Genomic DNA, 26,153 nt, shown 5'->3' with positions numbered 1-26,153 from the left:
AGCATACCCAATAGAACCCACCTCAATCCATGCCCATCCGTGTTTAAATCAACCACCTATACCGCCCTCCTTCTGTTCCTCTGCACCTGCGGCCCCGCCCCCGATGGTGAGGTGGTGAAGGAAGGAGGGGATGAAGGACGCCAACGTCCGAATATCATCTTCATCATGGACGACCAGCACCGCTACGACGCGATCGGGAACCTTAATCCGCAGGTACTGACGCCGACCCTGGATAGTCTGATGGACCACGGCGTACTGTACGAGCAGGCCGTCTGCCAGGCACCGATGTGCGTGCCGAGCCGCAACTCGATCATGTTCGGAATGTACCCCTCGCAGACCGGCGTGTTCCGCAATAGCGGCGGGGTGCCGGACGACGCGCTACCCGGTAAGACCATGGCCCAGTACTTCCGGGAGGCAGGCTACGAGACGGCCGGCTTCGGTAAAACGCACTGGGGCAGGCACCGTACGGATACCCGCGGCTTCGAGACCCGTTACACCTCCGAGATCCCCGAGGAGGGCGGCGTGCTGATGGCCGATGTAGCCCCCGAGGCCAAGGCGCGCTATGATGCGGAGATTGCAGAGATGGGTCCGGGGGAGGAGAATAACGTGGGCTACCTGGGCTTCACCAGCGCGCTGCCCGAGAGCGACCACCGCGACGGCTGGGTCAACGAACGGGCCATCGACTACATCCGCGGACGGGACGATGAGCGGCCGCTGTTCCTGTACCTGTCGTACATGAAGCCCCACGCGGGCCACAATCCGCCGGCCGGCTACGAGGCGCGCTACGATACGGCTGATATCACCTACGCCGAGCAGCCGCCCTGGACCGAGGACTATGCCCCCCACGCCGCCGGCGTCAACCGCCGCGAACTGTACGAGCCCTACTGGAAGTCGGCCAGTCCGGAGCAGTGGAAGCTGATGACCATGCGCTACTACGCCAACGTGAGCTGGATCGACGAGATGATGGGTCGCATCCTGGCCGAGCTACGCCGCAAGGGATTGCTGGACAATGCCCTGGTCGTGTACACCTCCGACCACGGCGAGTCGCTGGGCGAGCACTACTACCGCTTCAACAAGTACAGCCTCTACGAGGCCAGCATCCGCGTGCCGCTGATCGTGAGCGGCAGTGCCCTGCCGCCGGACTACGAGCCGGGCACGGTCGATCACCGACCGGTAGACCTGGTGGATATCCTACCCACCGTACTCGACGCCGCCGGTATCCCCGTGCCGGACGCACTGCCGGGCGTCGACCTGCTGGCCGATCCGGCACGGGAGGGTGGCTTTGCCGCCCTGCACGAGCGGGAGGGGGAGGCGGCCTTCATGTGGCGCACGCCGCAGGCCAAGCTGATCCTGGTCTTCGAGCGGCAGGCCCGGGCCGCCGACTACCGGCCCGAACACCTGCTGACCGGCGAGTTCTATGACCTGGTCGCCGACCCCGCCGAGTGGCACGATCGGTACGGCGATGCGGAGGTCGCCGAGCTGGAGGCGGAATTCCGGCAAAAGATATTGGCCAAATTGTCCGCTATGTAGGGTGGCACGATTCTATTTCTGCGGTGCCCGGTCGGACAGATATGCAACGGTACCGTGGGCGGGGCCGCGGGTGCGTATAAACTGATACCGTACTATGCACTATCTATAGTTTATAATAAAATTGATCGTTAGCACCCTGAAATATTTGGCTGGAGGTTTGGTAGTCTGATTATTGTTTCGTGTCTTTAAGACACAGTTCACCTATTGGCACCTTGCGCAACCGATTTCAGCGTGCGTTGCCTCTCCTAAGCTCACGATCATGTATAATACGTATTCAACTGTTCGCAGGCTATGGGCCACTCCCCTGTTGACCTGCGTTTTACTGCTGGCTTCCTCCCTTACCGCAGTGGCCATTGGCCCGGCCGTGCTGGACGTAAGCGGCCGCGTGACCGATACCGGCGGCGAGCCGCTGATCGGGGTCACGGTACGGGTAAAGAGTACGACGGCCGGAACGGTTACTGACCTGGACGGGCTCTACGCACTCAGTGTAGACGCCACGGATACCCTACTATTCTCCTACACGGGCTTTGCCACTCAGGAGGTAGCGGTCAGCGGCCGCAGCAGTATCGATGTAGTGCTGGAAGCTGACGCCGCTACGCTGGACGAAGTCGTCGTGGTGGGCTACGGTACGGTGAAAAAGAGCGATCTGACCGGCGCGGTATCCTCCGTCAAATCGGAAGAAATTACGGCCTACCCGACGGCCAGTGCGGAGCAGGCGCTACAGGGACGGGCGGCCGGCGTACAGATTACGGCCAATAACGGCGCACCGGGTGCCGGATTCCGGGTGCGGGTACGGGGCGGCACCTCGATCAACGCCAGCAGCGATCCGATCTTCGTAGTGGACGGGTTTGTAGGCGCCAGCCTGCCGCCGCCCGAAGATATCGCCTCGATCGAAGTGCTCAAGGATGCCTCGGCTACGGCCATCTACGGTTCGCGGGGCGCCAACGGCGTGATCATGGTGACCACCAAGCGGGGGCAGGCCGGGCAGACGCGCATCGAGTTAAACAGCAGCTATACCCTGCAAAATGAGATCAACCGCCTCGAGCTACTCAATGCCGACCAGTTCGCCGCCTACCAGTCAGAGATCAACCCCGATTTTGAGCAGGGAGATTCGGATACCGACTGGCAGGACCTCATCTTCCGCCGGGGCGCCGTACAGAACTACCAGTTGGGTATCTCGGGCGGCTCGGACAACGTACGCTACTACCTTTCCGGTACGTACTTCCAGCAGGAGGGGGTGATCGTCAACTCGGACTACGAGCGGTTCTCGGTAACGAGCAACATCGATATTACCGCATCCGAGCGACTGAACGTCGGACTCAACCTGCTGGCAAAGCGGGAGAATACCAATAGTGTAGCGACCCAGGAAACCGGCAGCGTAATCGGCGTTGCCTACCGTTTCGAGCCCGATGTGGGGATACGCGACGCACAAGGACGCTATACCCTGGCCCGCATCAGCGACCGCTTCAACAACGCAGTGGCGCTGACCAACGAACCACGGGATCAGGATAACGTCGATCAGTTCCGCGGCAGCATCTACGGCAACTACCAGTTGCTGCCCGGCCTGGACCTGCGGTCGACCTTCAACGCCTCGACCAACAACGGACGGAACGGGTTTTTCTCGCCCCGCACCCTTAATCCGGATGCCGGGATCAACGGCTCGGGTAGGGTACGCAATAGCCGCAATATGTCACTGCTGACGGAAACCTACCTGACCTACACCCGCGACTTCAGCGCGTCTAACCTGACGCTGCTGGCCGGCTACTCCTATCAGCGGGAGACCAGCGAGTTCTTTGTAGTGGGCAACCGCAACTTCGTAACCGACGCAGGATACTTCTTTAACCTAGGCGGAGGTTCGGAGCCCACCATACCCAACTCGGGGCGCTCGGAGTCGGATATATCCTCCTACATCGGTCGGATCAACTACTCCCTCAACGACCGGTACCTGTTCACCCTTACGGGACGCTACGACGGCACCTCGGTCTTCAGTGAAGGCAACAAGTGGGCGATCTTCCCTTCGGGAGCCGTGGCCTGGAACATGGCGCGCGAACCCTTCATGGAGGACAGCGGCCTGTTCAGCAACTTCAAGTGGCGGGTGAGCTACGGCCTGACCGGCAACCGCGCCATCGGCCCCTACAGCACGCTGGCCCGCTTCGACGACGTGTTTACGGTACAGAACGGCACCATCGTCAATGCCGTGGCACCTACCGCGGTGGCCAACAACGACCTGACCTGGGAGACCACCTCCCAGTTAGACATCGGCGTAGATATCGGCATCCTGGAAGGGCGCATCAACCTGACGGCGGACTACTACTCCATGGAAACATACGATCTCTTGTTCGCCCTGCCCCTGCCGGAGTACAGTGGCTACAGCACGCTACTGTCCAATATCGGTCGGGTAGGAAATAAGGGGGTGGAGCTATCCATCGATACCCGCAACCTGGTGGGTGCCTTCCGCTGGAACACCAACCTCAATATATCGACCAATAAGAACGAAATACTGGAACTACCCGAGGGCAACGATATCTTCTACAACTCGGGCCCCGGACACATCGTAGGCCTGGGCAATACACAGGTCCTACGGGTGGGAGAACCCGTCGGCGTATTCTTCGGCTTTCAGTACGACGGCGTATACCAGCAGGGTGACGACATCATTCCCGGGGGCAGCTTCGACACGGAGCCCGGGGGGGAGCGGTATGCGGACATCAGTGGCGACGGTATGCTAAACTCGGACGACCGCATCATAATCGGTAACCCGCACCCGGATTTTATCTTCGGTATCACCAACGAATTCGCGTACCGCAACTTCGACCTCAACCTGTTCCTACAGGGCAGTCAGGGTAATGACATCTACAGCTACACGCTGCTGGAACTGGACCTGCTGGCGGGGCTCAACAATGCGACCACAGCCGCCCTGGACCGCTGGACACCTAGTAACACGAACACCAACGTACCGGCCGCACAGGGCGGGCGCAGCCGGCGTTCTTCCAGCCGCTTCGTATACGACGGCAGCTACGTCCGCTTGAAAAACGTGGCCCTGGGCTATAGCCTGCCGGCAGTTGTGCTCGACCGCTTTGGGCTATCGCGCCTCCGGGTCTACCTCAGCGCGCAGAACCTGCTCACCTTTACCGACTATGAAGGCTACGACCCGGAGGTCGGCTACCGCAGCGGTGGCGGCTCCTCGGGCAACCAAAACGTAGGACTGGACTACGCAAGCTACCCCAACGTTAAGGGATTCACCGTCGGCGTCAACGTCGGCTTCTAATCACTTCCAAACACATATACCATGAAATTCTCGTACTACCTTCTGGTGCTTTGTTTGCTCGGGGGAGTGAACAGTTGCTCCGACCTCGAAGAGGATCCCGTCGGCCTGCTGGCCCCGGAGAGCTTCTTCCGTACCCCCGCTGATGTAGAAACAGCCACACTCGGCATCTACGCCTGGCTAGCCTCCGAATCCGTTTACGGTCGCAAATTGACCCTGTCCCTGCAACTGCGCAGCGATATGTGTGACATCGGTGATCGCAATACCCCCGGCCGCCGGCAGAACGTCAACGACTTTGAAATGGGTGCCGACAACGGGATGACCTCCGCCTTCTGGCCGGGACTGTACCGGATGATCGGCTCGGCGAACGCCGTCATCGATGGTGCCACGCAGGTCGAAGACAGTCCGGCCGTACAGGCCTCGGTCGGAGAGGCCCGCTTCCTGCGTGCCTACGCCTACTATCACCTCGTGCGCCTGTTCGGGGATATTCCGTACATCGACTTCTTTATCACCGACCCCGTGGCCATTGGAAGCATCGAGAAAACACCCGCTGCGGAGGTCTACGCTAACATCATCGCGGACCTGGAGGCCGCCAAGGCAAGCCTGCCCGACAGCCAGCCGGGGGGCATCCGGACCCGGCCCACCCGGGGCACCGCAGCCGCCTACCTGGCCTCGGTACACATGACGCTCGGACAGTGGCAGGCTGCCTACGACGAGGCCACCTTCGTAATCGCTAACCGCGATGCCTTCGGCTACCGGCTCATGGACGACTTTGCCGACCTCTTCAAAGCACGGATCGCCGACGGACTGGCAGAGCACATCTTCGCGGTGGACTTCCTGGGCAACGAATCGGGCGGCGGCGGACAGAATGTAGACTGGATGGGACCCGTGACCGGCATTCGGCAGGTATCCACGGCGGATGCTCCCAACGGGGGCTGGAGCGTGAGTGTGCCCTCCATGCTGGTATATACGACCTGGGACGACCGCGACTACCGCAAGGAAGTCAGCTTCATCGATTCGGCCGTGGTGGATGGGGTGTACTCCGGCTTCGAGAAATTTGCACCCAACCACGGCTCGCCACGCCCTCACATGGCTAAGTTCTTCGAGTTCTGCGGCAACAACCGGGGCGACTGCGGATTCTCCGACAACAATTACGTCGCCATGCGCTACGCCGAGATCCTACTGATCGCCGCCGAAGCCGGTGCCGAGGTTGGCGCCCCGGCCGGGGAAGTAGTCGGCTATATTAATGAAGTGCGGGAACGCGCCCGCTTCGGCTCCGACTTTCCCGCCGACGTAGAACCGAGCATCAGCGGGAGCGAGCTGATCGACCTGATCATGGAGGAACGTCGGCTCGAGCTCGCTTTCGAATTCAAGCGCTGGTACGACATCAAGCGGCGCAATCTGGGCGACGAGGTCTTCAAGGGCCCCAGTAGCCTCGAACCCCACCCCAACTTTGACAGTGGCCGCGACTACCTCATGCCGATCCCACAGGACGAGCTGGATCGCAACGCGAACCTCGCCCCTCAGAACCCGGGCTATTAGTAGCACCGCGGCAATCACCGCGGCATATCCCCTCAGGAAATCAGCCGAATCTGCGCGCGCATGAGCGAGCGGTTGGCCTTGCTGACCGGCAGGCAGCGATCACCGACGACCACGCAGCCGTCGCTGATCTCGCTCACCGCGGCGGGGTTGACCAGGTAGGAGCGGTGGATGCGGATCAGGCGCTGCGGTGGCAGCTGTTCGGCGAGCTTCCCCAGGGAGATCGATAGGGTGTACGTGCGGTGCTCCGTGACGATCAGGCAGTAGGCACGCTGGGCCTCGATGTACTGAATATCGCGTAGTAGCACGCGGATCATTCGGTTGCGCTGGTTGATGAATATTCGGTCGTCGAGCGGCCGGGTAAGGGGAAGCGTGGCGGCGGCGGCAGACGCGGCGGCAGGCGAGTGTGTGTGGTAGTGCATAGTGTGTGTTGACTGTAACTACCGACTAATATGACCCCTGCCGACGGCTAAGCATAGCAGCTATGTTGCGCAGGGCAGCAGAACCACAGATATAGCTAGCATATATATTACAAAATGCATATACAACCACCTAATACACTATATATCAGTCCGTTAGACCCATTCTATACGCATTGGGTGACTGCCCGAAGAACTCCGAAAACATGCGGGTGAAGTAGTTGGGGTCCTTAAATCCGACCCGGTAGGCGACCTCGGAGACGTGCAGGTCGGGATCTGCCAGCAGTAGTTTTCCCTTGCGGAGCCGGTAGCGGCTCAGGTACCGCGAGGGCGTATGGCCGGTGAGCGCCTTGAGCTTGCGGTAGTACTGCGTGTGACTGATCGTGAGGCCGGCCGCATAGTCCTTGACCCCGTACGCACTCTCGCGGTAGTGGGATTCGAGCAGTTCATCCAGGCGGTGCAGGAAGCGCTCATCGGGCGTCATATCGGCGGCGGGTGCGGGGGCGGGGACGAAGTTGCGGTAGCGTTTCTGCAGCTTGCGGCGGGTAGCGACCAGATTAGCCAGTTGCAGCAGCAGTTCGCGCTCATCGAAGGGCTTGGGCAGGTAGGCATCCACACCGTAGCGTAGTCCCTGCAGGCGGTCCTCCTGGGCTGCCCGGGCGGTGAGCAGAAGGATGGGGATATGGCTGGTCCGCTCGTCGCTCTTGAGCTCCTCCACGACGGTAAAGCCATCCTTGACCGGCATCATGACGTCGCTGATGATCACATCGGGTATGGCTTCGGTGGCCAGGCGGGTACCCTCGCCGCCGTCCGTGGCCACGAGTAGCCGGTAGCGGTCCTGTAGCAGGATACTGAGGTAGGAGACCACGTCCGGGTTGTCTTCGATCAGCAGCAACTGCGGTAGTTTCCGGGTGCCCCTGCTGCTAGCACGTTGCGCTATTATGGGCAGCGCGGGCGTCACCTCCCGCGCATCGTCAAACTGCGCGAAGTGATCGGGCCGGTCAGCAGTAGACGCTACGGGACCCGTGTACCGGGGCAGCCGCACGGTGAATACCGATCCCTTACCCAGCGTACTCCGCACACTGATCTCTCCACCGAGCAGCGTGACGACCTCGCGCACCAGGGCTAGTCCAACCCCCGTTCCCTCGCCCTCCCGGCTGCCGCTGTGATTGGTCTGGTAGAAGTGATCGAAAATACGGTCGAGCTCCCGCTCCGCGATCCCGGTGCCGGTATCGCTGACCCGTAGTTCCAGTCGCTCATCGCGCAGCGACAGGTGCAGAATAACCTTGCCCCCCGCCGGGGTGAATTTGATGGCGTTGGTGAGTAGGTTGCTGACGATCTGCCGGTAGCGTTCGGGATCGGTGCGGAAGGTCAGTTCTGGCTCCTCGCTGTAGATCGTGAGTGTGATGCCCCGGTCGGTGGCCAGCGTCTGGTACGACTCCCCAAGGTACTGCGTATAGGCTACCAGATCCAGGTCCCGGTAGGCGGGGGTGATGGATCCGGCGGTTAGGCGCGACAGATCCAGCAACTGATTGACCAGGTCCAGGAGTTTGCGTCCATTGCGGCGGATCAGCTCGGCGGCTCCGCGGGCCTCCGGGCGACCGGCCAGGCCCAGGATAACCGTCAGAGGAGTACGGAACTCGTGGGTGATGTTGGTATAAAAGCGGGTCTTGAGTTGGTCCAGTTCCTGGAGTTGATCGGTCTGCCGGAGGTTCTCGATCAGCTCTTCCTGGGCGTTGAAGCGTTCCTGCTTCAGGCGGTTATTGCGCTGGCCGATCCCCAGGGAGAGCAGCATCAGCATGGTCAGGGCCGAGGCCTTGAACCAGCCCAGGCTGTCCAGATTCTCGTCGTGTACTAGCTCCTGTCCACCGAGGCCGATGATGAGATCCTGCCCCAGGTAGTAGGCCGCCATAAAGATGATGGGGCTCAGGGCCACCAGGTAGAGCGGCTTAGAGGCACCGGGCCGCGCGGGCGAGCTGATCACCATCCAAGCGGAGAGTAGGCAGACCAGGATCCCCAGCGCGTTATCCAGCATTTCCAGACTCCGAAAGAAGGGATCGAACCAGTTGATGCTCGTCTTGAACAGCCCGGTGCACAGGTTATCCAGCCAGGAAACGGTCAGCAGCAGCGGGATCACCCAGTTCCACGGCCGGGTGGAGAAGGGGATCTTGAAGTAGGTCATCGTGAAGCACAAAAAACCGGTGTGCGCCACCGAGAAGCCGATCGAGGCCAGAAAGAGGTGCCAGCGGTCCCACCACGGAAAGGGCGCATAGTACTCGTCGATGATGATCGAGAAGGCCGTGAATAGGAAGATACCCAGGCACAGCACCGCGAACCAGCCGTAAATACTCTCCCGCTCCACCAGAAATAGCAGCGTGAAGAAGATGAACTGCAGGCCTACCAGCCCGTAAAAGATGCCGTCCAGAAAGGCCCGCTGCCCCTGCACTTCCAGCAGCGGCAGGGGTTTGACGTGCCAAAATCGCATCGCCTGCGGCTGAAACACGGTATTGGCTCCTTCCAACCGGACGAACACCTCGCTCGTATCCCCCGGCCGACCGGTCACCGGGAGCAGGTTGATCCAGGAATGGATGCTGCGCTCGCCCACGGGGACGTCACGACCTGCCCGTCGCTGCATCCAGCCGCCGGCCCCGTCGGCTTCAAAGGCATCGATGTAGGCGAAGGAGTAGAGCTCGTCCAGCGGCGCCGGGGCTACGTTGATCAGTTGCGGACCGGCAAAGAAGGGTCCACCCGCCAACTGCAACCGAAACCAGTAGGTGGAATCCGGAGAAGGCACCGTACCGGCGGCGACCCCACGGGCCAGCGTAGTCCACCGCCGCGCCACGTAGCCAATAGAGTCCCGCACGCCGCGCACCGTAGCGTAATACCGGGGCGCGGGGATGGCTCGCAGGCGCGCCTCCAGGGGGGGATACTCCCGTAGGATGGTCGTGGCGGCATCGTAGACCGGAGCAGCGGGTAGCGGGGTGGGGACATCCGAATCGAGTAGGTGGGTACCGAACCCCTGCCCCGGTAGGGGGGCAACAAATAGCAGGAGCAGCACGGCAAGTTGGCCGATTCTCATGGTTGGGGGTCAGTTCGGAGGACACGCCTAAAGTAGCCTAAAATAGGCAGCCCGGCCGCCGCCGCACTAACGACGGCGCACCGGGTACAGCCAACAATCAATCTCGAGGCTTAATATCAGCTAGTGGGCAGGGCGTTACACCCGCCTACTTTCCGAAGGAGCGACCTGGCTTTCCCACTGGGGCCGGGACTGCACTTCAAGCGTTAAGGGGCCGCCTTGTGCTAGCTCATGTACTCCCAGGCCGTCTGGTAGGTCCCCTGCCGCTCCACATAGGCCAGAAAGCCGGCGAAGAAGGGGTCGTTGCCGATCGTGGCGCTATCCCCGATGACCACCAACTGCAGTTTGGCGCGGGTGAGGGCCACGTTCATGCGGCGGTAGTCGCTCAGAAAGCCGATCTCGGAGCGCGTGTTGGAGCGCACCAGGCTCAGGTACACCACCGCCCGCTCCCGGCCCTGGAAGCCGTCGACGGTATTGATGGTGATATCGAGGTCCTGCAGCGCGGGCAGTTCGTCAATGCGGTCCTCGGCGCGCACGACCTGCTCGCGGTACGGACTGATCACGGCGATGCGCGGCAGCTCGTCCTCGGGGGGGATGCTGCCCTTGAGTAGCAGCAGGTGCTCGGTGAGCAGGTCCAGCTCGCCGTCGTTGTAGCGGCTCTTGAACTGGGGGTGCAGCTTCTCCTCGAAGCCCGTACCCGCCGTATCGATAAAGACGACCGACTCCTGCAGCGATACGCCCGGTAGGGTGCGCTGGGCGATACCGGCACCGGCCCGCAGCTTACCATCGTAGAAGTAATCATTGCTGAAGCCCATAATGCGCTCGTTCATGCGGTACTGCACGTCGAGCAGCGCATTGCGCCCGTGGATCGCCAGCGCCTTTTCCAGCAGCGTCACGCCGAAGCCCTCACGCTGGGCGGCCTTACTCTTCACCGTCGGGGGCAGCTGAAACGGGTCACCGGCCAGCACCACACGGTTGGAGCGGATGATGGGGATCCAGCTGGCGGGTTCCAGGGCCTGGGCGGCCTCGTCGATGATGCAGGTCTGGAAGCTGCGGTCGCCCAGAATAGAGCTGGCCGCACCGACCAGGGTGCAGACCACCACGTCGGCCGCATCCAGGATATAGCCGAGCAGGTGGTCCTCCAGCTGGCGGGCCCAGCCGCTGAGGCGACCGGCCTCGGCGTAGGTCATGCCCTTGTCGCGGCCGCGCAGCTTACCGGCTTTTTTGCGTAATCCGGCGGCCTCCTGGCGCAGTTTCTTGACCTGCTTGGTATCGGGATGGCGGGCCACCTGCACCTCTAGGGTGTGAGCCATGACGTCTTCCTCCACCCTACTGATGTTGCCGGTACGCACCACGCGGATGCCCTGCTCGGCCATACGTAGGGTGACCAGGTCGGCCGCACTATTACTGGGGGCACAAAAGAGGATGCTATTTTCGGTTTTCACCAGCTCCCCTACGGCGGCTACCAGTGTGGTCGTCTTACCCGTGCCTGGCGGACCATGGATCAGACTCAGGTGACTGGCACCCAAGATCTCGCGCACGGCTTCCCGCTGACTGTCGTTCAGAGCGGTCAGGTGGGCTACGGCTTCAGCGGCTACGGGTCGGGACTCTGCCGGCCGGCTGCCCATAATTACGTCGCGCAGTTCGGCCGTACGGTCGCCGCGCGCGCCCTCCAGTCGCTGCATGGCCTTATCCATCTCGATGTAGGTGCGCTCGTCGAACATCAGGTCCACCCCTACCCCGCCCCGCTGCAGCCAGCCGGGGTGCTCATCGCCACCGAGGATGATCTTCATCCGGTCCTTCTTCACGTACTGGATCACGCCACTGCGCTGCGGCGCCCGCGCATCCGCCTGGGTCGTAAAGAGGTTCACCGAGGTGCCGGCCCGAAACTGGTGGGCCTCCTCCCCTTCCCGCGTCACGACCACAAAGGGCCGCTCCCCGATCCCGTAGCCCTGCTTGGTCACCTGCAGGGGGTACCAGCAGTAGCCCTTCGCTACCCGCTGCACCAGCGGCATCGCCTGGATGATATCGAGGTGCAGCCGCCGCTCCTCCTGCCGCTCCAGGTCGATAAGGTGGCGCAGGTGGGTGAGCTGGGTAGTCTGGGTATCGGTCATGCGGTGGGGTAAGGCGGGAGGCGGGGCGAATGTTTTGCGTTGGGGCGGGGGCGCTGGTGCGGTGGGGAGTAAAGAGTAAGGGTGCGAAGAATTACCATGCCTATCTTACAGAACCATGCTACGCAACCTACTCCTACTCCCCCTCCTCCTAGTACTAGCCTGCGGCAGCCCTCCCCCACCCGATGACGAAGCGGCTCCCTTTAACGTCGCCTCCGAGAAAGCCGCTATCCTGCAAACACTGAACGAAGAGACCATCGCCGCCTTTAGCCGCGACTACCGGGGCTGGCAGGATAAGTGGGTACAGAAAGACTACGTCAGTAAGATCTACATGAACTTCGTCGATAGCAGCATGACCGAGACCCGGGGCTGGGACGATGTGAAGCAGTTCGTCGTAGACTACTTCGCCGAGCACCCCGCGCCCGACCCGCTACCGGAGCCCCTGACCGATATTGAGGTGCGGCTCTACGGCGACGGGGCCTGGGTCAGCTACGAACAGGACGACCCCGCCCGCGGCCGCAAACTAGAGGAACGGCTGCTGGAGCGCATCGACGGGCAGTGGAAGATCGCGGGCATGCGTACGGTGATCTATGGAGAATAAGGTCTTCCTATTGGGTAGATGCCCTGCACCCGCGGGCGCGCCCCGCAGTGGTTCCGTCTACGTATTTCGACCGCTACTCTAGTCCTCCCCAGCCCCCTCCTACCGAAAGGCAAACACCTCCGAGGGCGTACGCGCCTCCCGCAGGATAGCCTTCAGCTCGGCCACTACCTCCGGGTGCTCGCCGGCTACGTCGGTGGTCTCGCCGATGTCGGTGGAGAGGTCGTAGAGTTCCAGGCGGTCCGCACTGCCCGGGTCGTTGACATCGTAGCGGACGCCCTTCCAGCGACCACGGCGGATGGCCTGACGCCCATTGCGCTCGTGGAACTCCCAGTAGAGGTAGTCGTGTTGCTGCTGGGTACCCGTGCCCAGTAGGGTGGGCAGCAGAGATACCCCATCCGTAGCCGGGGGCGCGGGTGCGTCGGCAAGCGCGGAGAAGGTGGGAAAGAAGTCCCAGAAGGCGGAAACCAGCTCGGTTTCGCTGCCGGCGGCGATGTGACCGGGCCAGGAGACGATCAGCGGCACCCGAATGCCCCCCTCGTACAGGTCGCGCTTGTAGCCCCGCAGCGGACCGTTGCTATCGAAGAAGTCGGGGTCGGCACCGCCTTCCAGATGGGGACCGTTGTCGGAGGTGAATACGATGAGGGTATTATCCGCAATACCGAGTTCTTCCACCTTCGCTACGATCTCACCGACCTGGCGGTCGAGCAGGTCGACCATGGCGACGAAGGCGGCATGGGGGTATTCCTGCGAGGAGTATCCGCCGCTGCGGTAAGTCGGTTCGTCTGGCCGGGTGCCTTCGAAGGGCGGTACTTCGGGGAGCGTGCCGACGAAGCGCTGCAGCAGTGAATCCGGCGCGATCAGCTCGGCGTGGGGGATGATGCTGGGTACGTAGACAAAGAAGGGCTCGCGGGCGTGGTCCTCGAGAAAGGCAAGGGTCTGGGTATGGATGAGGTCCGGCGCATAGGTCGCCGTGCCCGTGCCGGCATTGCCCGGAAGGATCACCGAGTCGCGGTCGCTCCACAGGTGACGAGGGTAGTAGTTGTGCCCCAGCCGCTGGCAGTTGTAGCCGTAGAAACGGTCGAAGCCCTGGTAGGTGGGATCGCCCTCCGAGCCGGGGTAGCCCAGTCCCCACTTACCGAAGCCACCGGTCGCGTAGCCAGCCTGCTGGAGGGATTCAGCGAGGGTGAGCAGACTATCGGGCAGAGGGTACTGCCCCTCGGGCCTGACCTCAAGATTGCCCCGAATGAAGGTATGCCCGGTATGCTGCCCCGTCAGCAGGGCCGAGCGGGAAGGTGCGCAGACCGTAGCCCCCGCGTAGTGCTGGGTGAAGCGCATCCCGCTGGCGGCCAGCCGGTCGATATTGGGAGTGCTGAACCTGGCCTGCCCGTAACAGCTCAGGTCACCGTAGCCCAGGTCGTCTGCCAGGATGAAGATGATGTTGGGTGCCCGATCAGGATCCAAACCATCTGCCGAAGAAGGTGCAGTATCGGTGGCGTTTCCGCAACTGACGCATACACAACTGACGACGAGCAGACTAAACAGCTTAATGAGGCAACCCAATGGAACAGTATTTTGGTAAGGAGTATCCGGAAGATAAAGGGTAGTTAGATATATAGCTACGTCTAACCCGGTAGAGACCTCCCTCCTTTTCCCAGCAAAGGGGCCGGAAGAGAAAGACTCCGCACCAGCGACCCCGCAAAAAACATCCCCTCCCGAACGAACTGAATGAACGTTCATTCTGTTGTACTTACATACATGCGTAACGACACAAAAGGAAAGGAAGCAAAGGCGGGCAGCAAACGGGAAGCCCTCGTACGCGCCACGATCCAGCTGGTAAACAACAGCGGCTTTCACGCTACGCCCATGTCTAAGATCGCGAAGCTGGCTGAGGTGAGTCCGGGTACGATCTACCTGTACTTCGAGAATAAGCAGGACCTCATCAACCAGGTGTACATCGAGGTGAAAACGGCCTTTAGCGCCTTTGCCTTTAAGGATTACGACGCTAGTCTGCCCGTAGCGGAGGGCTTCCGTAAGATCTGGTACAACATCGCGGCCTTTAAGCTGCAGGAGGTGGAGGAAGCTATGTTCCTCTCCCAGTGCGACAATACGCCGATGATGGACGAGCCCAGTCGCCAGGAGGGGCTCAAGCACCTGCGGCCACTGCTGGACCTATGGGAGCGCGGACAGGCCGAGCAGCTCATCCGGCAGGTCTCGCCCTTCATGCTCTATGCCTTCAGTATCTACCCCATTGCCTTTCTGATGAACGTGCAGCAGCGCGGACTCTACACCATCACCCAGGAGCACATCGACCATGCCTATACCATGGCCTGGAACAGTATCAAACTATAAACAACATATACTATGCCCACCACCAAGACCATAAACCTCAAGCAGCGCCCGCAGGGCCGCCCCACACTGAATGATTTCGATCAGTCGACCGCCGAAGTAGCCACTCCCCAAGACGGCGAACTGCTGGTCAAACTCGCCTACGTCTCCGTAGACCCTTACCTGCGGGGCCGGATGAGCGACGCGCCCTCCTACATCCCCCCCTTCGAGATCGGTAAGCCCATGGCCTCCGGTGTGATCGCTGAGGTGGTGGAGTCCAAGCACGATAAGTTCAAGCCGGGCGATTACGTATCCGGTACCCTGCCGTGGAAGGTGACGCAGGTGGTCAAGGCTAAGGACCTGCTAAAAGTAGATAAGTCACAGGCGCCCCTGTCCGCCTACCTAGGCGTGCTGGGCATGACGGGACTGACCGCCTACCTCGGCCTTACCGAGATCGGCAAACCTAAAGCGGGCGAAACCCTGCTCGTATCCGGAGCCGCCGGTGCGGTGGGTAGCGTAGTCGGACAGATCGGCAAGATCCTTGGTCTACGCGTCGTGGGTATTGCCGGTACGGACGACAAAGTGGATATGCTAAAAAATGAATTCGGCTTCGACGCGGGCATTAACTACAATACCACTAAGAATATGTCGAAGGCGATTGCTGAGGGGTGTCCGGACGGCGTAGACGTATACTTCGATAATGTAGGCGGAGATATATCCGACGCGGCACTATTTAATATCAATAAATTTTCGCGGACGGTCAACTGCGGTGCCATATCGGTCTATAATAATACCGAGCTGCCGAAGTCGATCAGCGTGCAGCCCTTCCTGGTGCGTAAGAGCTCCTCGATGCAGGGCTTCATCGTCTTCGACTACGCCGACAAGTACCCCGCCGCCATCCAGCAGCTGGCGCAGTGGCTGCAGCAGGATAAACTGACCCATACCGAAACGGTGCGGGACGGATTCGAAACGATACCCCAGGCTTTTCTGGACCTGTTCGACGGAAAGAACACGGGCAAGATGGTCGTCAAACTATAAAATTATATACCCATGAATAACTTCAAATTCCAAAACCCCACCAAGATCCTGTTCGGTAAGGGACAGATCGCCAGCCTCAAGGACGAGCTCCCCCAGGACGCCAAGATCCTCTTGCTCTACGGCGGAGGCAGTATCAAGAAGAACGGCATCTACGAGCAGGTCACTTCCGCACTCGGCGACCGCGAAGTCGTAGAGTTCGGTGGCATCCCCGCCAACCCGGAGTACGCTAAGCTACTGGAAGCCCTCGCGGTGATCAAGCAGCAGGACATCACCTTCATTCTCGCCGTAGGTGGAGGTTCGGTAATTGACGGGGCCAAGTTTCTCTCTGCCGCTGCCCTTTACGAAGGCGACGAGCCCTGGGACATCCTGACCAACAACATCTCGACCAAGGAGGGCATGCCCTTCGCCACGGTACTCACCCTACCGGCTACGGGATCGGAGATGAACTCCGGCTCCGTCATCACCCGCGCGGAAACCAAGGAGAAGTTGGCCATGGGCGGACCCGGTCTATTCCCCGTATTCTCTATCCTGGATCCCCAGGTGATCCACTCCATTCCCCGCCGCCAGCTGGCCAACGGTATTACCGACGCCTTCACCCACGTGCTGGAGCAGTACATGACCTACCCCACCGGCGCCTACCTGCAGGACCGGCTCTCGGAGAGCATCTTACAGACGCTCATCGAGGTAGCCCCCAAGGTGTTGAAAGATCCCACCGACTACACGGCCGCGTCCAACTTCATGTGGAGCTGCACGATGGCCCTCAACGGACTGATCTCCAAGGGTGTGCCTACCGACTGGGCCGTCCACGCGATGGGCCACGAGCTCACTGCCCTCTACGGCATCGACCACGCCCGCACCCTGGCCGTGATCGCCCCGAGCCACTACACCTACAACTTCGAGGCGAAGAAGGAAAAGCTGGCCCAGTACGCCGAGCGCGTCTGGAACATCACCGACGGATCGACCGAAGACAAGGCCCGTGCCGCCATCCAACGCACCGAAGAGTTCTTCCACGAGCTGGACATCGACACCAAGCTCTCGCAGTATACCGACGACTATGAAGGCACCGCCGAGGAAGTCTCCAAGCGCTTTACCGAACGCGGCTGGAAGGCGCTGGGCGAGCACCAGTCCCTGAAGCCGTCGGACGCCGAGCAGATCGTCCGCATGGCCTACTAGTTTTACCCTAACCACTAAATAACTATATCATGAACGTATTATTCGTACTTACCTCCCACGACAAATTAGGAGATACCGGCAAGAAGACCGGCTTCTGGATCGAGGAGTTTGCCGCCCCCTATTACACCCTGCTCGATAAGGGCGTAGACATCACCGTAGCTACCCCCAAAGGCGGCAAGGCACCCATCGACCCTAGCAGCGACACCGAGGATAATCAGACCGAGGACACCAAGCGCTTCAAGCAGGACGACACCGCCCAGCAGGTGATCAATACCACCAAGAAGCTGAGCGAGGTGAAAGCCGCTGATTTCGACGCCGTCTTCTACCCCGGCGGACACGGCCCCCTCTGGGACCTGGCCACGGACCGCACCTCGATCGAGTTGATCGAGACCTTCAACAAGCAGCAGAAGCCCCTCGGCTTTGTCTGCCATGCACCGGCCGCCCTCAAGGAGGTCAAGAACGCCGCCGGCGAGCCCCTCGTGAAGGGCAAGAAAGTGGCCGGCTTCACCAACTCCGAAGAGGAGGCCGTCGGTCTTACCGATGTGGTCCCCTTCCTGGTAGAGGATATGCTCAAGCAGAATGGCGGTAACTACTCCAAGGGAGCCGACTGGAGCGTGCACGTCGTAGCGGATGGAAACCTGATCACCGGACAGAACCCGGCCAGCTCCACCAAGGTCGCCGAGCGACTTTACGCAGCGCTGAACTAAGTCTGGCAGACTACCTACGAAGCCCGTAGCCCTCCCGGGGGTTACGGGCTTTTTTTTGTGAATTAAATGCCGATATATACCATTCATCACCGGTGTAGTATAGTACCTTAGCTCTCGCTGTATATCCCGACCTGCGGAATATACCGGCAGCCGGTTTAATTAGTCAGATTGACTTGTTGGACCGGTCGTTTAGCTTTCTCTCGTGAAAAACCTACCATGAAAACTGCAGTCACTTTGGTGATCTGTCTGCTGTCCGCCGTGGCAGTGGGCCAGACACCCACCCCCTTTACCTGCTCCGGCACGGACGGCTTCGGCTACTACATTTCCTCGGCCACTACCGCGCTATCCGGCGATACCCGCACCTTCTCCAGTTCTCGACTAAGTAAGCTGGTCACGGCCACCGGGGTGCGCACGGACGTATGTACCGCCGCCCAGGTCGGCGTAGCGCTGAACGCCCTGGCCTTCAACCCGAACGATAACTTCCTGTACGCCGTCTCCCGCTACGACGCTACCCAGTTCTCGGGCAAGCTGTACCGACTGGGGGAAAACTGCGGGCGGGTCGAGATCCCGGTCAGCGGTGCGATCGCCAAGTTCAGCACCAATAACCGGACCACCATCGACAATGCCGGGGGCAACATCGGCTCCGGCACCTTCGACCTGAGCGGCAATTACTACGTAAACACCTCCTTCACCCTGTCGGGCTCCACGGGCTTTCGGAATAAGATCCAGAAGATTCGCATCACGGGTAATACGGCTACGGTGGTCAGCGATCAGACCCTGAACTGCTCGACGTGCACTGACAAGGTGCAGGTCAACGATATCATCTTCGACGAGACCAGCGGTACGCTCTACGGCAGCAACCGACAGACCAATAAGCTCTACGCCATCAATGCGTCCACTGGCGCCATGACCGAAGTAGGAGCAACGGGCGTGTCCAGTACCATACTGGGCGTATACAAGAACCGCTTCGGAGCCGTGCGCGCCATCGACGAGCTGGGTAATATCTACGCGGTCAACCTATCGACCGGCGCATTCTCTTCCATCGGCGAACAGGCCACGCTCAATAGCGGCAATGCCGATGCCGCCTCCGGCTGCTACGCACCCCCCTCGATCTCGGGCACCCTCTTCGTCGATGCCAATGGTCTGACGGACAATACCGTCAACGGTACCCCCACGAATAAAGCTGGCACCACTACGCTATACGCCAATTTGGTACAGGCCGGGGTGGTCGATAAGCGCTCCGTGATCGCTCCGGACGGCACCTTCGAGTTTCTGGGTGATTTCTCGGGAGATTACGAGGTGCAGATCTCCGTGACCCAGGGCACCATCGGTCAGGCCCCACCCCCCCAGGCGCTACCGGGTACCCACCGCTTCGTGGGCGACAAGCTCGGCACCGGCAGCGGTAGCGACGGTACGCCCAACGGCCGGCTTACCCTATCCGGCATTGTAGCCGGTAACAGTGTGACGGATGTCACCTTCGGCATCGATACCCGCCCCACGGCCAGTAACGTGAGCGCGGCGGAGCAGTCCAACCCGGGAGGCAGCGCACGCGCCACCGTACCGCCACTCTCCGTAGCGGATGCCGAAGACGGGACTCCCACCACTATCCGGGTCACGAGCATCCCCGATGCCAGTACCAAGGGCACGCTGTACTACAACGGCACGGCGGTCACCACCGTCCGTGACTTGGTCAACTTCCAGTCCAGCCTGTTCGAGTTCGACCCCATCGATGGGTCGGTCACCGTATCCTTCACCTACCGGGCCAAGGACCGGGCCAACGTGACCAGCAACAACGCCACCGTCACCATGGAATTCTCCAGCACCCTGCCGGTCACCCTGGTCTACTTTACGGGGGCCGCCTCCGGCACGGCCGTCGAACTGCGCTGGCAGACCTCCTCGGAGTACAACTCCGATTACTTCGTGGTAGAGCGCAGTCAGTCGGGCGGCACCTATGAAGACATCGGCCGCATCCAGGCGGAAGGCTTCACCAACGAGCTGCAGAACTACACCTTTACCGATCCCTCCCCCTACCCCCGGGCGTACTACCGGCTGCGGGACGTAGACTTCGACGGTACCTACTCCCACAGCAGCAGTATGCTGATCGACCAGGAACGCGCCGCAGCAGTGGAAGTATACCCTAGTCTGGTCGGGCCGTCGCTATGGGTCGCCTACGACGAGCGCAGCACGCTGCAACTGAATGTGTCGATCTACGGAACGGACGGACGGCGCGTACTGTCGGCCGACCTTGCCGCGGGGCAGCACCGGATCGACGCGGTGACGCAGTTGCCCCGGGGTTTCTACAACGTGGTGATCACCGACGCCACCTCCGGCCGTATTAGTAGCACCAAGATCGTGAAGCAGTAGCACGAGCTAGCGGTTTACATTTGGTATACGTGACTTTACATATCAACTGTATCGTTCTGAATACCAAAATAGTCGCCTAAAAGTCATTTTGGCGGCAGCGCAGATCGAATTGACAGCCCGTAGGTCAATATGACACTTCATGGGATTTTTGCACGCGCTTTGCCCGTACCGGTATGCACACGTTATTCTCTAACCCTTAATTCCTGACATCATGAGAACCAACAGTTTGATTCCCGCCATGTCGCGTTTTTTGGACGACGACTGGAACAACCTCTTCGAGTGGCGCAACCGCAACTACAGCAGCAACACCACTACCCTGCCCTCCGTAAACGTGCGGGAAACGGGTGACGAATTCGTCGTAGAAATGGCCGCGCCCGGCATGAAGCGGGAGGACTTTGACATCCAGCTCGACAACAATACCCTGACCATTCGCAGCGAGCAGCGCCGCGAGAACAACGAGCAGGATGAGAACGGCAAGTACTCGCGCCGCGAGTTCAGCTACCAGTCCTTCCAGCGGTCCTTCAACCTGGATCACCAGGTAGTGGACGATGACAATATTCACGCCACCTACGAGGACGGTATCCTGCGCCTCTCGATCCCCAAGCGGGAAGAGGCCAAGGAGAAACCGGCCCGGCAGATCGAAGTAGCCTAAATGAGAACGGCAGACATCCACTGCGATGTCCGCCGTTCTTCATTTCAGGCCCTACAGCGCGAAGCTCAGACCCATTCCCACATTCCACCCCTTAAAGCCTACGCCGTCGCGCACCAGCGGCACGTTATAGGGCTGCGTCAGTCCATGCTCGTAGCGCGCTTCCAGGAACACGGCGGTGGTCTGTCCCAAGCGGGCGTTCACCCCCGCACCCCCCACGAGGGCCACGTGCAGCCGTTCGTAATTAATGGCCTCCAGGTCCACCTCCGTCGAGCTCAGCTGAAAGTCGATCAGGGCGCGGGCGCTGGTGCGAAGCTTACCGGCCACGGCATAGCCCACGCTCGGTCCGGCCAGGGCATAGGGCTGGATGGCGCTCTCCGTAGGCAGCCGGAGCTGTACCAAGAGCGGTACATCCACGTAGGAAAACGTAGTTCTCGCACGCGCACCGACGGGCAGGGGAATACCGAGCAGCTGTATATCCTGGGTAAGTCCGACGCTGGTACCCCGCTGGGTGTATTCCAGCCCGGGCCGCAGGCTGAGGTAGTCCGTCAGCGGCACCTCGGCGAACATCCCCAAAGAAGCTATACCTACCGTTCCGGTACGGTCGGTGACCACATCGAAGGTATTGCCCGCGTGGAGGGAAGACTGTCCGTAGCCCGCCCGTACACCCAGGGTGGTCTGTGCGGTAGCCAGGCTAGTGAACAGGGTAAGGAAGACAAAACTGAGCAAAGTGCGCATGGTAGATTACGTTAGTTGCAGCTCAGAACGGGGGCCGGTCGGGGGCCGGCATAAAGGGAAGGTTAAGGCAGGGGTTAGCGCTACGTTAAGGCCCCGGTGCTACCTTTGGCAACCTCCCTCACCTAAGCGACTCCCGTGACCGACCATCAGATTACCGTAGGCATCATGAAGATGGACGTGGCGGGCCGTGACGCCGGCGGACTGAGTGAGTTGATTCAACGGGCCACCAAGCGCTTCACCAAGGTACTGCGGCATGCACCTCGCCTACAGGTCAGGTCGCTCACCTTCGACGGACCCACCGTCACGCCGGAGCAGGCCGGCTACAGCGCCCTTGATTTCGTGCAGATCGGCATCAATGAAAAAACGGAACGCAAACTGGCTTTCCTACTCATCGTCACCGAGGTGGAACTGGCTGCCGCATCCGTATCCTACCTCCTGGCCCTCCCCTCCCAGCTTACCAATGTAGCCATCGTATCCACCAAACGGCTGGCCGACTTTGAATCCGACGAGGCCCGGGATCAAGACTTGCTGACCCGCCGGCTGACCACCCTCATGCTCCACTGCTTCGGCCGCCTGCTGAACCTGGACTATCAGTCAGACCCCACCAACTACATGGCCCGCATTCGGGCACCGGAGGACCTCGACGGGATGGATCACTTCTCGGAGCGGCAGTCCGAACGGATGGCCACCTCCCTACCCGAGGAAGCTAACGACCGCTTTTCGGAGGGCAACAAGTTCGTGTTCGTGCTTCGGCAGCTCGCCGGGAACCTACCGCGCATCGTGCGCGGGGCCCTGCGGTCCAACCCCCTGCGCATCGCCACCAAGCTGCCCACCATGATCGCTACGGCGCTCTCGGTGATCATTCTGCTCATCTTCGGTGGAGAGACCTGGGATTTTGCCGTCTCCGTCTCCGCCCGGCAGCTGACGGTGTTCGTGGTGGTCAGTTTTCTGGCGGCCACCCTCGTGCTTTACCGGGCCTTTTCCTTCCGGCTGATCTCCACGCGGCACGGCAAGACCTCGGAGAGCGCAGTGGTCACGGCGGGGGCCACCTATCTGGCGCTGGTGCTTACGCTGTGCTGCCTGCTGCTGCTGTTCGGCCTGCTGATGTACGGCGTGGTCGTGTTTGTTTTTCCCGACCCCCTCATGAGCACCTGGACCAGCGATCAGGACGGCTCTACTGCCGGGGCGCACTTCCGTTTGGTGGTCTTTCTGGCCGCGGTGGGCATCCTGTCGGGCTCGCTGGGGGGCTCGGCGGATTCGCGGTCGGTGGTTCGCAACGTGCTCTTTGCGGCGGATGAGACGTAGGCCGCGCGGGACGGGACACCAGCCGCCTAGCACCACGCCTGGAAGGCGCGAGCCGGTATAAACGAGCCGGGCTGCTTATCTTGGACGGGCAATCACCGCGTCGAAACCAGCTATGCACTACCTGACCGCTCTGCTCCTTGTACTAGTCACCGCACCCGCGCTGCGCGCCCAACTGGATAGCGTGACCCTGCCGGGTACGGAGATCGGCTTCGTGATGGTCGCCCTGGAGGGTGGTACGCATACGATCGAGGGGAGGGAGGTGCGGCTGTCCCCCTTCGCCATATCGAGCCACGAGGTGACGCACGAGGCCTACCGCATTTTCCAGACCCGGGAGAACGATACGCCGCTGGCGGCCAGCGACGACTGGGACGCAGATGCCTGGTCGCGCCCCTCCCCACCCTACCTCGACCTGAGCTACGGCATGGGCACCCGCGGCGGCTACCCCCAGGTAAATACCACCCAGCAGGCTGCCCTGCGCTACTGTGAATGGCTGTACGAAAAGACCGGCCGCTTCTTCCGTCTGCCCACCGAAGCCGAGTGGGAATACGCCTGCCTGGCTGGCCAGGAACCCGACCCCGCCGACCTGCCGGACCTGGCCTGGCTACTCGAAAACGGTGAAGAGACCTACCATAAGACCGGCCAGAAAGTTCCCAATGCCTGGGGGCTCTATGACATGCTCGGCAACGTGAGCGAGTGGACGCTCGATGAATACTACGCCGACTACGCCGACCGCGTCACCGATGGCGAAGCCGACCCCTGGATGCGGCCCGACGGCAAGCACGCGCGTACCGTACGCGGGGGATCTTTCGATACGCCTACGGCGGAGGCCAGCTGCCGCAGCCGCGAACGATCCAGCCCCCGCTGGCAGGCCCGCGATCCGCAGATCCCGAAGAGTAAGTGGTGGAACGTAGACAGTGCCTTTCTGGGCTTTCGCATCGTATCGCCCGCCGTACAGCCTAGTCCGGAGGAAGTGCGTACCTTCTTTGCCGAAGCTATCATCGACTAATCTACCCATAGCATGCCACTCAGCCGCCGTGATTTTCTCCAACGCACTACCGCCCTGGCCGCCGCCGGTCTGGCCATTTCCCCCGAGCTAACCGCTAAGGTGCATAGCTCCGTAGACGATGCGATCCGCGTAGGCCTCATCGGTTGCGGCGGGCGCGGCACTGGTGCGGCGGTACAGGCGCTGAGCACCGAGCAAAACGTAAAGCTCGTGGCCATGGGTGATGCCTTCCGCGATCGGCTAGACGAGGCCTACACCGGCATCGAAACCCAACTGACGGAGAACGAACTGGATATAGCACGCCTCGACGTAGCCGAGGAGCACAAGTTCGTCGGCTTCGATGCCTACGAAAAGGTACTGCCGCTCTGCGACGTGGTGCTCATCGCTACCCCGCCCGGCTTCCGGCCCATTCACTTCGAAGCGGCCGTAGCGGCGGATAAGCAGATATTCATGGAAAAGCCGGTAGCCGTAGACGCGCCCGGCGTACGCCGTATCCTGGCCGCCACCGAGGAAGCCAAGACCAAGAAACTCAACGTGGTCGTAGGCCTACAGCGCCACTACGAACGACTGTACACCGACGGCTGGATCGATATGCTGCAGCACGGCGCCATCGGCGACATCACCACCAGCTACGTGTACTGGAACAGCGGGGGGGTGTGGGTACGACCCCGCGAGCCGCAGCAGACCGAGATGGAATATCAGATGCGCAACTGGTACTACTTCAACTGGCTCTGCGGCGACCACATCAACGAGCAGCACATCCACAACCTCGACGTGGGCAACTGGGTCAAGCAGGCCTACCCCGTCACGGCCTCCGGCTACGGAGGTCGCCACGTGCGCAACGGCAAGGAACACGGCGAGATCTTCGACCACCATGCCGTAGAGTACACCTACGCCGACGGTAGCCGCATGATCAGTCAGTGCCGCCACTGGAACGGTGCCTCCACCAAGGTCACCGAGGCGTTTCAGGGCACCAACGGCACCGCCCCCGCCCCGGGCAAGCTGCTCACCCCCGGCGGCTACGGCCTACTCGACCACGACGCCCGTAAGGACCCCAACCCCTACCAGACCGAGCATGACCTGCTCTTCGCCGCCGTAGCGGCGGGGGACTACAAGTATGCCGACGCCGAGAACGCCGCTAAAAGCACCCTGACCGCCGTAATGGGCCGCATGGCCACCTACTCCGGGCAGGTCGTAGACTGGGATGCGGCCATGGCCTCCGAGTTGGATCTCTCGCCCCTTACCTACGCCTTTGACGCCCCACCGCCCATTCTGCCCCTTGAAAACGGCTACTACCCCATCCCGGTACCCGGCGAAACCCGGGTAATGTGAAGCCGGGCTTTTGGTTAGCCAGTTTAGTGACCATGCTACTACTTGGGGCTTCGCCGCTGTGGGCGCAGCAGTCTTCGGTGTCCGCCTCCCGCCCCGCCATGGGTACGCCCTGGCGCATCACGGTGTACGCCGTCGATACCTTCGTGGCCCACCGGGCGATCGACAGTGCCTACGCGCGCATCGAGCGGGTGGAGCAGTCCATGAGCGACTACCGGCCGGACAGCGAGATCAATCGCCTGGCTAGCCTACCGGCCCGGCAGTGGTATCCGGTATCCACCGACCTGTATACCGTGCTTCGCTTCAGTGAGCAGCTGCACATGCATAGTGACGGCGCATTCGACGTGACCATCGGCACCCTCACCAAACGCTGGCGACGGGCCATCCGGCAGCAACACTTTCCCGAAAACGCGATCAGGGGGGCGCGTACGCCGGTGCGGAGTGATTACCATTTAGGTCGGTCCGGACAAAGTATGCTGATGAGCGATAGCATACTCTTCGATCTGGGTGGGGTGGCGAAGGGCTACGCGCTGGACGTAGCCGGGGATGTACTGCGGGACTTCGGCATCGACTGCTTCCTCATCGACGGCGGCGGCGACCTGCTGTTGGGTAGTGCCCCACCCGATCGGGCGGGCTGGACCGTAGCACTGCCCTCCGGTCCGCTCGATACAACCGATGTAGCCATCGCGACCTCCGGGCCGGACTACCGCTACTTGCTGCACGAGGGGGTCCGTTACAGTCACCTCCTCGATCCGCGGACCGGGCTGGGCGTGACCCACGGGCAGACAGTGACGGTCTTTGCCCCCACGGGCATGGTAGCAGACGGACTGGCCTCCGCCCTCTCGGTTCGTACAACCGCTAGATCAGCCCTGATCCAGTTATTTCCAGCAACCACCTATCGGGTAATGCATGAGTATATACCGATCCGATGAATCCGTGCAATTACCGCGAAGCGGCGACAAAGTCGATCCGCGCCCTCCGTGT

At 61.2% G+C, this 26,153-nt stretch carries 19 protein-coding genes; 14 read left to right on the top strand and 5 right to left on the bottom strand.

Features of this window, described 5'->3' with window-relative positions:
* Positions 1–39: 39 nt before the first annotated feature.
* From MJQ68_RS13730 to MJQ68_RS13720, 3 genes are all read left to right on the top strand, one after another.
* Positions 40–1,530 (top strand): sulfatase family protein, encoded by a 1,491-nt coding sequence (locus MJQ68_RS13730; protein ID WP_238751704.1) that lies wholly within the window; start codon positions 40–42, stop codon positions 1,528–1,530.
* Positions 1,531–1,789: 259 nt separating this feature from the next.
* On the top strand, positions 1,790–4,795 hold the full coding sequence (locus MJQ68_RS13725; RefSeq protein ID WP_238751703.1) for a SusC/RagA family TonB-linked outer membrane protein: 3,006 nt from the start codon (positions 1,790–1,792) through the stop codon (positions 4,793–4,795).
* A gap of 21 nt (positions 4,796–4,816) precedes the next feature.
* Positions 4,817–6,334: a RagB/SusD family nutrient uptake outer membrane protein gene (locus MJQ68_RS13720; protein WP_238751702.1), complete on the top strand. Its 1,518-nt coding sequence runs from the start codon at positions 4,817–4,819 to the stop codon at positions 6,332–6,334.
* Positions 6,335–6,366: 32 nt separating this feature from the next.
* Here MJQ68_RS13720 and MJQ68_RS13715 read toward each other — a convergent pair whose 3' ends face one another.
* From MJQ68_RS13715 to MJQ68_RS13705, 3 genes are all read right to left on the bottom strand, one after another.
* On the bottom strand, positions 6,367–6,753 hold the full coding sequence (locus MJQ68_RS13715; RefSeq protein ID WP_238751701.1) for a LytR/AlgR family response regulator transcription factor: 387 nt from the start codon (positions 6,751–6,753) through the stop codon (positions 6,367–6,369).
* 145 nt (positions 6,754–6,898) lie between these two features.
* On the bottom strand, positions 6,899–9,829 hold the full coding sequence (locus tag MJQ68_RS13710) for an ATP-binding protein (RefSeq protein ID WP_238751700.1): 2,931 nt from the start codon (positions 9,827–9,829) through the stop codon (positions 6,899–6,901).
* Positions 9,830–10,050: 221 nt separating this feature from the next.
* Positions 10,051–11,940, bottom strand: a complete 1,890-nt coding sequence (locus MJQ68_RS13705; protein WP_238751699.1) for an AAA domain-containing protein — start codon at positions 11,938–11,940, stop codon at positions 10,051–10,053.
* Between the two features lie 115 nt (positions 11,941–12,055).
* Here MJQ68_RS13705 and MJQ68_RS13700 point away from each other — a divergent pair, with 115 nt between their 5' ends.
* Positions 12,056–12,538: a nuclear transport factor 2 family protein gene (locus MJQ68_RS13700; protein WP_238751698.1), complete on the top strand. Its 483-nt coding sequence runs from the start codon at positions 12,056–12,058 to the stop codon at positions 12,536–12,538.
* Between the two features lie 99 nt (positions 12,539–12,637).
* Here MJQ68_RS13700 and MJQ68_RS13695 read toward each other — a convergent pair whose 3' ends face one another.
* Complete coding sequence (locus MJQ68_RS13695) at positions 12,638–14,098, bottom strand: arylsulfatase (RefSeq protein WP_238751697.1); 1,461 nt, start codon at positions 14,096–14,098, stop codon at positions 12,638–12,640.
* Between the two features lie 195 nt (positions 14,099–14,293).
* Here MJQ68_RS13695 and MJQ68_RS13690 point away from each other — a divergent pair, with 195 nt between their 5' ends.
* From MJQ68_RS13690 to MJQ68_RS13665, 6 genes are all read left to right on the top strand, one after another.
* Positions 14,294–14,887, top strand: a complete 594-nt coding sequence (locus tag MJQ68_RS13690) for a TetR/AcrR family transcriptional regulator (protein ID WP_238751696.1) — start codon at positions 14,294–14,296, stop codon at positions 14,885–14,887.
* 12 nt (positions 14,888–14,899) lie between these two features.
* The gene (locus MJQ68_RS13685; protein ID WP_238751695.1) at positions 14,900–15,901 is read left to right on the top strand and encodes an NADP-dependent oxidoreductase; all 1,002 of its coding nucleotides are present in this window, start codon (positions 14,900–14,902) and stop codon (positions 15,899–15,901) included.
* A gap of 12 nt (positions 15,902–15,913) precedes the next feature.
* Positions 15,914–17,074 carry an iron-containing alcohol dehydrogenase gene (locus MJQ68_RS13680; RefSeq protein WP_238751694.1) on the top strand — a complete coding sequence of 387 codons (1,161 nt, stop codon included), beginning with the start codon at positions 15,914–15,916 and terminating at the stop codon, positions 17,072–17,074.
* Between the two features lie 29 nt (positions 17,075–17,103).
* Positions 17,104–17,781 carry a type 1 glutamine amidotransferase domain-containing protein gene (locus MJQ68_RS13675; protein ID WP_238751693.1) on the top strand — a complete coding sequence of 226 codons (678 nt, stop codon included), beginning with the start codon at positions 17,104–17,106 and terminating at the stop codon, positions 17,779–17,781.
* A gap of 216 nt (positions 17,782–17,997) precedes the next feature.
* The gene (locus MJQ68_RS13670; RefSeq protein ID WP_238751692.1) at positions 17,998–20,145 is read left to right on the top strand and encodes a DUF6923 family protein; all 2,148 of its coding nucleotides are present in this window, start codon (positions 17,998–18,000) and stop codon (positions 20,143–20,145) included.
* A gap of 211 nt (positions 20,146–20,356) precedes the next feature.
* On the top strand, positions 20,357–20,797 hold the full coding sequence (locus MJQ68_RS13665) for an Hsp20/alpha crystallin family protein (protein ID WP_238751691.1): 441 nt from the start codon (positions 20,357–20,359) through the stop codon (positions 20,795–20,797).
* A gap of 51 nt (positions 20,798–20,848) precedes the next feature.
* Here MJQ68_RS13665 and MJQ68_RS13660 read toward each other — a convergent pair whose 3' ends face one another.
* Positions 20,849–21,532, bottom strand: a complete 684-nt coding sequence (locus MJQ68_RS13660; protein ID WP_238751690.1) for a porin family protein — start codon at positions 21,530–21,532, stop codon at positions 20,849–20,851.
* Positions 21,533–21,667: 135 nt separating this feature from the next.
* On the opposite strand from MJQ68_RS13660, the gene MJQ68_RS13655 reads away from it, so the two are divergent.
* From MJQ68_RS13655 to MJQ68_RS13640, 4 genes are all read left to right on the top strand, one after another.
* The gene (locus MJQ68_RS13655) at positions 21,668–22,837 is read left to right on the top strand and encodes a hypothetical protein (RefSeq protein WP_238751689.1); all 1,170 of its coding nucleotides are present in this window, start codon (positions 21,668–21,670) and stop codon (positions 22,835–22,837) included.
* 112 nt (positions 22,838–22,949) lie between these two features.
* A complete protein-coding gene (locus MJQ68_RS13650) occupies positions 22,950–23,843 on the top strand; it encodes a formylglycine-generating enzyme family protein (RefSeq protein WP_238751688.1) in 894 nt (297 codons plus the stop codon).
* 12 nt (positions 23,844–23,855) lie between these two features.
* The gene (locus MJQ68_RS13645) at positions 23,856–25,172 is read left to right on the top strand and encodes a Gfo/Idh/MocA family protein (protein WP_238751687.1); all 1,317 of its coding nucleotides are present in this window, start codon (positions 23,856–23,858) and stop codon (positions 25,170–25,172) included.
* A gap of 32 nt (positions 25,173–25,204) precedes the next feature.
* Complete coding sequence (locus tag MJQ68_RS13640; RefSeq protein ID WP_238751686.1) at positions 25,205–26,101, top strand: FAD:protein FMN transferase; 897 nt, start codon at positions 25,205–25,207, stop codon at positions 26,099–26,101.
* Positions 26,102–26,153: the final 52 nt, after the last annotated feature.

The organism is Neolewinella maritima, assembly GCF_923081025.1.
Taxonomy (GTDB): domain Bacteria; phylum Bacteroidota; class Bacteroidia; order Chitinophagales; family Saprospiraceae; genus Neolewinella; species Neolewinella maritima.
This window is presented reverse-complemented; position numbering and strand designations above follow the sequence as displayed.

Bases quoted from the DNA above. Each gene is read 5' to 3' on its own strand.
- MJQ68_RS13670 (WP_238751692.1), top strand. From the start codon at position 17,998: ATGAAAACTGCAGTCACTTTGGTGATCTGTCTGCTGTCCGCCGTGGCA.
- MJQ68_RS13710 (WP_238751700.1), bottom strand. From the start codon at position 9,829: ATGAGAATCGGCCAACTTGCCGTGCTGCTCCTGCTATTTGTTGCCCCC.
- MJQ68_RS13665 (WP_238751691.1), top strand. From the start codon at position 20,357: ATGAGAACCAACAGTTTGATTCCCGCCATGTCGCGTTTTTTGGACGAC.
- MJQ68_RS13685 (WP_238751695.1), top strand. From the start codon at position 14,900: ATGCCCACCACCAAGACCATAAACCTCAAGCAGCGCCCGCAGGGCCGC.
- MJQ68_RS13650 (WP_238751688.1), top strand. From the start codon at position 22,950: ATGCACTACCTGACCGCTCTGCTCCTTGTACTAGTCACCGCACCCGCG.
- MJQ68_RS13720 (WP_238751702.1), top strand. From the start codon at position 4,817: ATGAAATTCTCGTACTACCTTCTGGTGCTTTGTTTGCTCGGGGGAGTG.
- MJQ68_RS13645 (WP_238751687.1), top strand. From the start codon at position 23,856: ATGCCACTCAGCCGCCGTGATTTTCTCCAACGCACTACCGCCCTGGCC.
- MJQ68_RS13675 (WP_238751693.1), top strand. From the start codon at position 17,104: ATGAACGTATTATTCGTACTTACCTCCCACGACAAATTAGGAGATACC.
- MJQ68_RS13700 (WP_238751698.1), top strand. From the start codon at position 12,056: ATGCTACGCAACCTACTCCTACTCCCCCTCCTCCTAGTACTAGCCTGC.
- MJQ68_RS13690 (WP_238751696.1), top strand. From the start codon at position 14,294: ATGCGTAACGACACAAAAGGAAAGGAAGCAAAGGCGGGCAGCAAACGG.
- MJQ68_RS13725 (WP_238751703.1), top strand. From the start codon at position 1,790: ATGTATAATACGTATTCAACTGTTCGCAGGCTATGGGCCACTCCCCTG.
- MJQ68_RS13660 (WP_238751690.1), bottom strand. From the start codon at position 21,532: ATGCGCACTTTGCTCAGTTTTGTCTTCCTTACCCTGTTCACTAGCCTG.
- MJQ68_RS13680 (WP_238751694.1), top strand. From the start codon at position 15,914: ATGAATAACTTCAAATTCCAAAACCCCACCAAGATCCTGTTCGGTAAG.
- MJQ68_RS13705 (WP_238751699.1), bottom strand. From the start codon at position 11,940: ATGACCGATACCCAGACTACCCAGCTCACCCACCTGCGCCACCTTATC.
- MJQ68_RS13640 (WP_238751686.1), top strand. From the start codon at position 25,205: ATGCTACTACTTGGGGCTTCGCCGCTGTGGGCGCAGCAGTCTTCGGTG.
- MJQ68_RS13715 (WP_238751701.1), bottom strand. From the start codon at position 6,753: ATGCACTACCACACACACTCGCCTGCCGCCGCGTCTGCCGCCGCCGCC.